Annotated in this window: 7 protein-coding genes; 5 read left to right on the forward strand and 2 right to left on the reverse strand. The window is 58.6% G+C overall.

Annotated features, from left to right (window positions below):
* Positions 1-214 precede the first annotated feature (214 nt).
* Both E1180_RS00390 and E1180_RS00395 read left to right on the forward strand, forming a co-directional pair.
* On the forward strand, positions 215-820 hold the full coding sequence (locus E1180_RS00390) for a thiamine phosphate synthase (RefSeq protein ID WP_155189108.1): 606 nt from the start codon (positions 215-217) through the stop codon (positions 818-820).
* A gap of 78 nt (positions 821-898) precedes the next feature.
* A complete protein-coding gene (locus E1180_RS00395) occupies positions 899-1,432 on the forward strand; it encodes a hypothetical protein (RefSeq protein WP_155189109.1) in 534 nt (177 codons plus the stop codon).
* Positions 1,433-1,452: 20 nt separating this feature from the next.
* Here the strand turns inward: E1180_RS00395 and E1180_RS00400 are convergent, their stop codons facing one another.
* Positions 1,453-2,334 (reverse strand): LysR family transcriptional regulator, encoded by an 882-nt coding sequence (locus E1180_RS00400; protein WP_155189110.1) that lies wholly within the window; start codon positions 2,332-2,334, stop codon positions 1,453-1,455.
* Positions 2,335-2,777: 443 nt separating this feature from the next.
* On the opposite strand from E1180_RS00400, the gene E1180_RS00405 reads away from it, so the two are divergent.
* Complete coding sequence (locus E1180_RS00405; RefSeq protein WP_155189111.1) at positions 2,778-4,277, forward strand: CoA-acylating methylmalonate-semialdehyde dehydrogenase; 1,500 nt, start codon at positions 2,778-2,780, stop codon at positions 4,275-4,277.
* Positions 4,278-4,329: 52 nt separating this feature from the next.
* Here the strand turns inward: E1180_RS00405 and E1180_RS00410 are convergent, their stop codons facing one another.
* A complete protein-coding gene (locus tag E1180_RS00410) occupies positions 4,330-4,647 on the reverse strand; it encodes a hypothetical protein (protein WP_155189112.1) in 318 nt (105 codons plus the stop codon).
* A 237-nt stretch (positions 4,648-4,884) separates the two neighbouring features.
* Here E1180_RS00410 and cydD point away from each other — a divergent pair, with 237 nt between their 5' ends.
* Together cydD and E1180_RS00420 are read left to right on the forward strand one after the other, a co-directional pair.
* Complete coding sequence (gene cydD, locus E1180_RS00415; RefSeq protein ID WP_155189113.1) at positions 4,885-6,675, forward strand: thiol reductant ABC exporter subunit CydD; 1,791 nt, start codon at positions 4,885-4,887, stop codon at positions 6,673-6,675.
* On the forward strand, positions 6,672-8,129 hold a 1,458-nt coding region (locus E1180_RS00420), incomplete at its 3' end, for an amino acid ABC transporter ATP-binding/permease protein (RefSeq protein ID WP_196220483.1). The genes cydD and E1180_RS00420, both read left to right, overlap by 4 nt.

Genomic DNA, 8,129 nt, shown 5'->3' on the forward strand with positions numbered 1-8,129 from the left:
AATATTATAGGAAATTATTGAGTATATATAGGGATTGCATTGTTGTTTTTACTGTGTTGGAAAAAGGGCTTCCAAATTGCACGCTTAGCGAAGTCCGCTTTTCCGGCGCCATGGGTCGTGCTTCAAGGCGTGATGCGCGTTGCCTAACCTGTTGACGGACAGCCTCCAACGGGCAAACAGTCCTGAACCCATTGATTGACCGGTTTTGGAGCCCATGAAACTCGATCCATTCTACCCGATTGTCAGTTCTTCCGGCTGGATTGCGCGGATTGTGCCGCTTGGAGTCAAGCTTGTGCAGCTCCGAATCAAGGACCTTGGCGGGGACAAGCTGCGGCAGGAGATTGCTGTCGCAAAGGCCATTTGTGACACCCACGGCTGCACGCTCGTGATCAATGATCATTGGGAGATCGCGATCGAGGAAAAATGCGGGTTCCTGCATCTGGGCCAGGAAGATCTGGACGAGGCGGATCTGGACGATATCCGCAAGGCAGGTCTCCGGCTTGGGGTTTCGACCCATGACGGCGACGAGCTGGACCGGGCGCTCTCTGTGTCGCCCGATTATATCGCGATTGGCCCTGTCTACCCAACGCAATCCAAGGAAGTGAAATTCGCCCCGCAAGGACTGGACAAGGTCAGCGGCTGGAAAAAGGCGATTGGTGATCTGCCGCTTGTTGCCATCGGCGGCATTACTTTGGAGCGCGCGGAAGGAGTGTTCCTGCATGGCGCCGACAGTATTGCCGTCTTGAGCGACGTCACAGGCCATACCGATCCGGAACGCCGCGCGACCGCCTGGATCGATGGAACTGCGGGGCGGCGATAGGAACGGGCTCGAGCAGACTTTGGCTTGCCGGGCCGGATCAAGTGTAGTTATCTCCGGTTGTAGGAGAAGGGGGCTGCATTGAAAACGTCAGAAAAAGCCGCTTTGGCAATGAGCTTTTGCGCTCTTGCGCTGTCCGCACTGAATACGGGGTTCGTGGTTCTTGATCGTCAGGAAAGGGCACCGGCGGCCAGATTCAGTTTCTTGACCGAACTCAACAACGAAACCAGGCGCTTTTTTGATAGCTATCTCGAATATGCAGGCAACAAGGATGCTGAAACGGATCCGTTAATTCACCGCAAGCTGGCCAATCAAAGCATCCTGATAACTTCGATGATCTCAAGATCTCCGAACATGGACAACAAGGTCGTCGATGTGTGCCTTGCCGATCTTCGCTACCGCGTTGCGACGTTTGCGGAGTTTCCTGGCCCGATAAAAGAGAACTGGGAATTCTCAATCGCCGAGGATTTAGATCAGTTCTTCAACATGCCCGGCGAACTGGCAATCGAGTACTTTGCAGAAAGCGATGCCCGCAGTCAGAAAGGCGATGCGTATTTCTTTCCAGATTTGGATTTAGACAGCATCTACGCGTGGCACTGCGTGGACCGCCGCTAGATAACTACGGGCCCTTGAGCTCAGCCAAACATCGCTTTGTCTTTCGCGACCTGATCGCGCAGGAAGGCTTGCACGGCTGCAATATGGCGCAAGGGACGGGAGCTCTCATGTGTCACCATCCAATAAGCCCGCCTCAATTTCATCTCCGGCAGCAAAGGCACAAGATCCATGTCTGCGCGCGCGATGAAGTCGTGCAAGATGCCGATACCAGCGCCGCCGCGCACCGCTTCGGTCTGGCCGAGGGCTGACGCGATCTCGATGCGGGCCTGCCAATCTTTGTTGAAGTCGGTTCCGTAGTTCAAGGACGGCGAATAGAGAAGGTCCTCCACATAGCCGATAAGATCGTGCGCGGCTAAATCGCTTGACGTGCGGGGCGTGCCGCGCTTGGCAAGATAAGCCTTCGAGGCATAAAGGCCGAGCGCATAGTCGACCAGCTTGCTGGCAACCAGGCGGCCGGTATCCGGCCGGTCTATGGTCACGGCAATGTCGGCTTCCCGGCGCGACAGTGAAAAAGAGCGCGGCACGGGAACGAGTTGTACGGTCAGGCCGGGGTGTTGCTGGGTGAGGGCGGTCAGCCGCGGGACAAGATAGGCGACGCCGAAGCCATCGGGGGCGCCGATGCGCACGGTTCCGCCGATGCCGGGTGTATGTCCGCCAAGATCGGCCTCGGCGGCAACCATTTCCGCTTCAATCCGTTCCGCGCGCTCAAAAAAACGGCTGCCCTCTTCAGTCAGAACGCAGCCGGATGTGGACCGGTCAAACAAGCGGCAGCCGAGACTGGTCTCCAGGGCTGTCAGCCGTCGGGCGACCGTCGCGTGGTTCAGTCCGAGCCGCTTGCCCGCTGCCAGGATTTGGCCTGTCCGCGCAATGGCCAGAAAGATCCGGATATCATCCCAGTTCATTTGTTTTCAGCTCTTTTGCCGCTTGGTCCACAAATGCATTGTGAGCAAGAAAAGCGCGCTGCAAGGTGTCGCCGGGTTTACGCGCCCTGCTCAAAAGGTCCATCTGGGCAGCTCCTCTTCCAAGTCCATCATCACGGCCTTGAGCCGGGTCCCAATCGTTTTCAGAAATGTCTGTGCCGAAAACCGTAGTTCTGCGGCAAGCGCGCCTATGGGTAGGCGCCGTCTGTCCGCTGAGGCTACACTTGGCTGACCCTGTTAAGTGGCAGACCTGAAATACGTTATAGTGCCGATGATACGGCAATAACTATAAAAAACGCACAACAAATCCGTAAAACTGGTTGTTGTTTGATGAAAAAATAAAAGCCAATGTCAGGGCGAAATCAAACTGCCGGAAGAGATCGCCCTGCCGGGGCGATAGGCAGCGGTCATTCGGGAGAAGCAGCATGGAACAAATTGGTCATTTCATCGACGGAAAGCGGGTCGCGGGCACATCCGGCCGGACGGCGGATGTTTTTAATCCGGCCACCGGCGAAGTGCAGGCGCAGGTAGCGCTGGCGAGCCAGGAGGAAATGGACAAGGCCATTGCAAGTGCCGCTGCCGCGCAGCCGGCCTGGGCCGCAACCAACCCGCAACGCCGCGCCCGTGTGATGATGAAATTCGTGGATCTTCTGAACCGCGACATGGACAAACTGGCCGAAGCGCTGTCGCGTGAACACGGCAAGACCCTTCCGGACGCCAAGGGCGATGTCATCCGCGGTCTGGAAGTGGCCGAGTTCTGCATCGGCGCACCACATCTGCTCAAAGGCGAGTTTACCGAAGGTGCCGGTCCGGGTATCGACATGTACTCCATGCGCCAGCCGCTGGGTGTTGTTGCCGGTATCACGCCGTTCAACTTCCCGGCCATGATCCCGATGTGGAAATTCTGCCCGGCGCTTGCCTGCGGCAATGCCTTCATCCTGAAGCCGTCCGAGCGCGACCCGTCCGTGCCGATCATGCTGGCCGAATTGATGATCGAGGCCGGTTTGCCCGCAGGCCTGCTGCAGGTCGTCAATGGCGACAAGAGCGCTGTGGACGCGATCCTCGACGATGAGACCATCCAGGCGGTCGGTTTCGTCGGGTCCACGCCGATTGCGCAATATGTGTATTCCCGCGCGACCGCGTCGGGTAAGCGCGCGCAGTGTTTTGGCGGAGCGAAAAACCACATGATCATCATGCCGGATGCCGACATGGATCAGGCGGCTGATGCATTGGTCGGCGCCGGTTATGGCGCGGCCGGTGAGCGCTGCATGGCGGTCTCCGTTGCCGTTCCGGTCGGCAAGAGCACAGCCGACGCGCTCATTGAAAAGCTGGCGCCTAAGGTCGAAGCGCTGAAGATTGGGCCATATACCGCCGGAAATGACGTGGACTTTGGTCCTCTTGTGACCAAGGAAGCGCTGACCCGTGTCAAGGGGCTGGTGGATCAGGGCGTCAAGGAAGGCGCCAATCTGGTGGTCGACGGCCGTGGGTTTTCTATGCAGGGCTATGAAGACGGGTTCTTCATGGGGGGCTGCCTGTTCGACAATGTCACCAAGGACATGGAGATCTACAAGACCGAGATCTTCGGCCCGGTCCTGTCCGTTGTCCGCGCGGAGACCTACGAGGAAGCGCTCGAGTTGCCGCTCAGCCACGAATATGGAAACGGCACGGCGATCTTTACCCGTGATGGTGATACGGCTCGTGACTTTGCCTCGCGCATCAACATCGGCATGGTCGGCATCAACGTGCCGATCCCGGTGCCGCTTGCCTACCACACGTTCGGCGGCTGGAAGAAGTCCGGCTTCGGCGATCTGAACCAGCACGGCCCGGACGGGTTCAAGTTCTACACCCGTACAAAAACCGTCACCTCCCGCTGGCCCTCCGGCCTGAAGGACGGGGCAGAGTTCTCGATCCCGACCATGAAATGATCGGCTCAAGCCGGTAAGGTGAATTTAGGCGGGCTGTTCGGCCCGCCTTTTTTCATGCCGCGACCGCGTCCGAGGTCACCGTGCGGTCCGCCTGATACTGGGCCATGGACACCATTCCATCGACCTCGGCCATGAGGCCCGCAAAGACAGGGTGCTTCATGACCCTGTCACCAGCCCGTTTGGCGCAGTCGATATCGCGCCACAGGACCGCATCGGCGACGAGGCCCGCTTCCTCGCAGGCATCGTAGGCTGTCCAGGATAGAAATCCGTCATAGGTTTTGACAAGTTCCTGCGCGGCCCGGCGGGCCGCCCGCGCTTTTTCGGCATCTTTGATCTTGTAAATAACGAGTTCGAGGCAAGGTGTGCTCATAGCAGTCTCCGTGATCGGTTAAGGGGATAGTTCCCGACCGCGTCTTGGCACACCACTCCTGCCAGCATCCTGTCAGGACGGTTTCCACCTGCGGAAATTTGTGAATGTCCGGAGGGCTTGGGCCGCGTTCCGTCGGGGAAAACGGCCATGTTTGCAAGACTAAACCGGAATACGGGATTGACCCCGTGGCAATCTGCCTCTTGATTGCGTGACGTGGACGCGGCAACAGACTGCTAAATGACGAGAAAGACGAAAACAAAGGCTATTCCGGGAAAAGAAACATCCCGGCAGCCAATGGGGGAGCCCACCGGAGAGCAAGCTGCGCGACTGCGCCGGGCTGGGATCCTGCTTGCCTGCGCCGACCTTCTTTGGATCGGTCAGGCCGGAGTGATTGCATTTGTGCTTGGCCGAGTTCTTGAGGCAGAAGTGGCGAATGCGACAACCCCTGGCCCTGATCTCTATCCACTCGCCGCATGGAGCTTTGTGGGCCTGGTCGCATTGGCCGGCGCGCGGATGTTCCTTCAAAATCATGCGCTCGACACTGCCCGGATTGCCGCCCGCGATATCAAGCGCTGCGTCAGGTCCGATTTAATGAGAGCCGCCGCCCGCCGGTCTCCGTCCGAAGAGTTTCCTGCCTCCGGTGCATTCGCGGCTCATGTTGGCGACCAGGTCGACCTTCTCGGTCCCTACTACCGAAATTATGTGCCGCAGATCATGCGGCTGAAAATCGTCCCAGTTGCAATCCTTCTGGTGACTTTGCCGGTCAGCTGGATCGCAGCTCTGATCTTGCTGGTCTGCGGACCGGTCATTCCGCTCTTCATGGCTCTGATCGGCATGCGCGCCCAGGCGGCCAGTCAGGGGCAGCAGGAAGAACTGACGCGCCTTGGCGGGCTGTTGCTGGACAGGGTCAAGGGGCTGGAAACGTTAAAGCTCTTCGGCGCCGTCGGCCGCACCAAGGACGATATCCGGGCTGCCGGGGAGGACTTTCGGATTGGCACGATGAAGGTGCTCAAGATTGCCTTTCTGTCTTCAACCGTGCTGGAGCTGTTTTCTGCCCTTGGTATTGCTTTTTGCGCTGTCTATGTGGGCTTTACGCTTCTTGGTGACATTGCGGTTGGGACATGGGGCAGTCCGCTCAGCTACACGACCGGATTGTTCATCCTCTTGCTGGCCCCGGAGTTTTTTGCGCCGCTGCGTGCCTTTGCTGCGGCCTATCACGACCGTGCCGCGGGGCTGGCCGCACAGGAAAAGCTTACCGATCTGTTCGCCGAAGAGATCGGCCATAATGACACCGAACAGCCAACGGCCATGCCTGTATCTGTGTCTTCACAAGGGTTGCAAACCGCCCCGGAAATTGAATTTGAAAACGTGACTTTGGCTTTTGATGGAACGCATGTTTTCGAGGACTTTTCCCTTACCGTGCCAGGCGGTGGAACACTTGTCGTGAACGGTGCAAGCGGTGCTGGAAAAACAACCCTTTTGGATTGTGTTCTGGGGTTTCAGTCCTTGCAGGCAGGTCACGTCCGCATCGGGGGACATGAATTGTCTGCCGGTCTGGCAGCTGGATTGCGCCAGCGTGTAATGTGGCTTGGTCAGTCGCCAAAACTGTTTCATGGTTCGGTCCGTGCAAACTTGCTTCGCGGCGCCGCGCCGCGTGCCGAAGTTGCAGAAGAAGACCTGTGGACCGCGCTGGAACTGGCCGGTGTGGACACACTTGTCCGTCAGCTTCCGGACGGGCTTGCCACCCAGTTGGGCGAAGATGGGTTCGGTTTTTCGGTCGGCGAAATCCGGCGGATAGCGCTTGCCCGTGCCGCAATCCGCCGCGATGCTGTGATGCTGCTGGCGGATGAGCCCACCGCAGGTCTCGATGCGGAAACCGCGGCTGATGTGCGGGCAGGCTTGAACGTTCTTGCAAAGGGTAGGACCGCACTGATTGCAACGCATGATCCCTTGTTTGAATTGTCCTTTGGCCGCAAGTCGCTGGTCGATCTGTCTGCCGTTGCCGGATGCTCGGAGGCCGCCCAATGATGGCCGTGTGGGATCTGATCAAGCTCCAGTACCGCTATAACAGACAGGCATTCGCCCTCGGCCTTGTGGTCGCTCTCATCCCTGTGATGGCGGGCTTCCTTCTTTTGGGTGTTGCCGGCTGGTTCATTACGGCCGCCGCTTTCGCGGGTCTGACGGGCGTGTTCCTGAATATCTTTGTCCCCAGCGCGATGATCCGCGCCCTGGCCATCCTGCGCACGGGAGGACGCTATGGCGAGCGGCTGCTGACCCATAACGCGACCTTCCTGTTCCTCGCCGATCTCAGAAACAGGATTTTTGCGGGGATTTCGGACGCACGTACCGGCGGCAAGCGATCGGGCCTCCTGCTTAATCAACTGACCAAGGATATTTCGGCACTCGACACGGTGTACCTGCGCCTGGTTGTGCCGTTCTTTCTGTTGCTGGTTATCGGAACCGTGCTGCTTTGCAGCTGGGCACAGGTGTCGGCCGCCATGATGATGTTGGGGGCGGGCTTCTTTGCGATTGTGGCGGCTGGAATCCTCACAATTGTCAAAACCGCGGATAATCGCGCCCCCCGCCTTGCAGATGCCGCCGCCAACGCGCTTCGCCTGCGAGCGGCAGATCTTGCGGCCGGCAGAAAGGACCTAGCGATATACGGGGGGCTTGATCAGGCCGCTAATCACGTTCTCACAGCAGATGATCGTTACGCCATGGCCGAGGAAGGCGATGAAAAACGCGCCATCCGGATCGCCGGGGCCAGTCAGTTTCTCGGCCAGTTGCTGTTGGCAGCAACGGTTGTTCTTGCGGTGATGGGCGTCTCATCCGGACAGCTTGGCTTGCCGGTTGCTGTCGCCTTGGTCCTTGTCTCGATGGCCTTGCCTGAGCTGCTTTCGATGGTCATTCCCGGACTTGTTGGGCTTCCAAGATCGAAACTGGCGGCAGACCGAACTATGTCGGTCATGCGCCCCGGCGATATAGAAGCTCCCGTCGCAACACCTCAAAGGCAGACCGGGGCAGCTGACAGACCTCAGCAACATGAAAATGCTGTTCTGTCTTTTCAGTCGGTTTGTTTCCGGTATCCGCGCGCCGAGCGCCTGATCGTCGACAATCTGACCTTTCAGATCGGACGGGGGGAGGTGCTCGCAGTTGCCGGCCGAAGCGGGTGTGGCAAGAGCACATTGGCTGCTCTCGCAGCCCGTCTGATTGATCCGGAACGGGGCGAGATAAAGCTGAATGGGGCGGCGATCAGAGCGTTGCCGGAAGTAGATCTGCGCCGGAAAATTACAGTTCTTGGCCAGCGGCCACATCTTTTCAATGACACGGTTGGGGCGAATCTCCGGATTGCAAATCCGGGTGCATCTGACACGGACCTATGGATTGCGCTTGCACAAGCCGCTGTCGCCAGCCGGATCTCGGACAGTCCCAACGGATTGAACACGGTGCTCGGGGAGGGTGGTTTCGGCCTGTCTGGGGGG

The sequence above is a fragment of the Roseibium denhamense genome (assembly GCF_009711415.1).
Lineage (GTDB): Bacteria > Pseudomonadota > Alphaproteobacteria > Rhizobiales > Stappiaceae > Roseibium > Roseibium denhamense.

Coding starts and splice junctions, on each gene's coding strand:
- E1180_RS00405 (WP_155189111.1), top strand. CDS start 2,778: ATGGAACAAATTGGTCATTTCATCGACGGAAAGCGGGTCGCGGGCACA.
- cydD (WP_155189113.1), top strand. CDS start 4,885: ATGACGAGAAAGACGAAAACAAAGGCTATTCCGGGAAAAGAAACATCC.
- E1180_RS00390 (WP_155189108.1), top strand. CDS start 215: ATGAAACTCGATCCATTCTACCCGATTGTCAGTTCTTCCGGCTGGATT.
- E1180_RS00400 (WP_155189110.1), bottom strand. CDS start 2,334: ATGAACTGGGATGATATCCGGATCTTTCTGGCCATTGCGCGGACAGGC.
- E1180_RS00410 (WP_155189112.1), bottom strand. CDS start 4,647: ATGAGCACACCTTGCCTCGAACTCGTTATTTACAAGATCAAAGATGCC.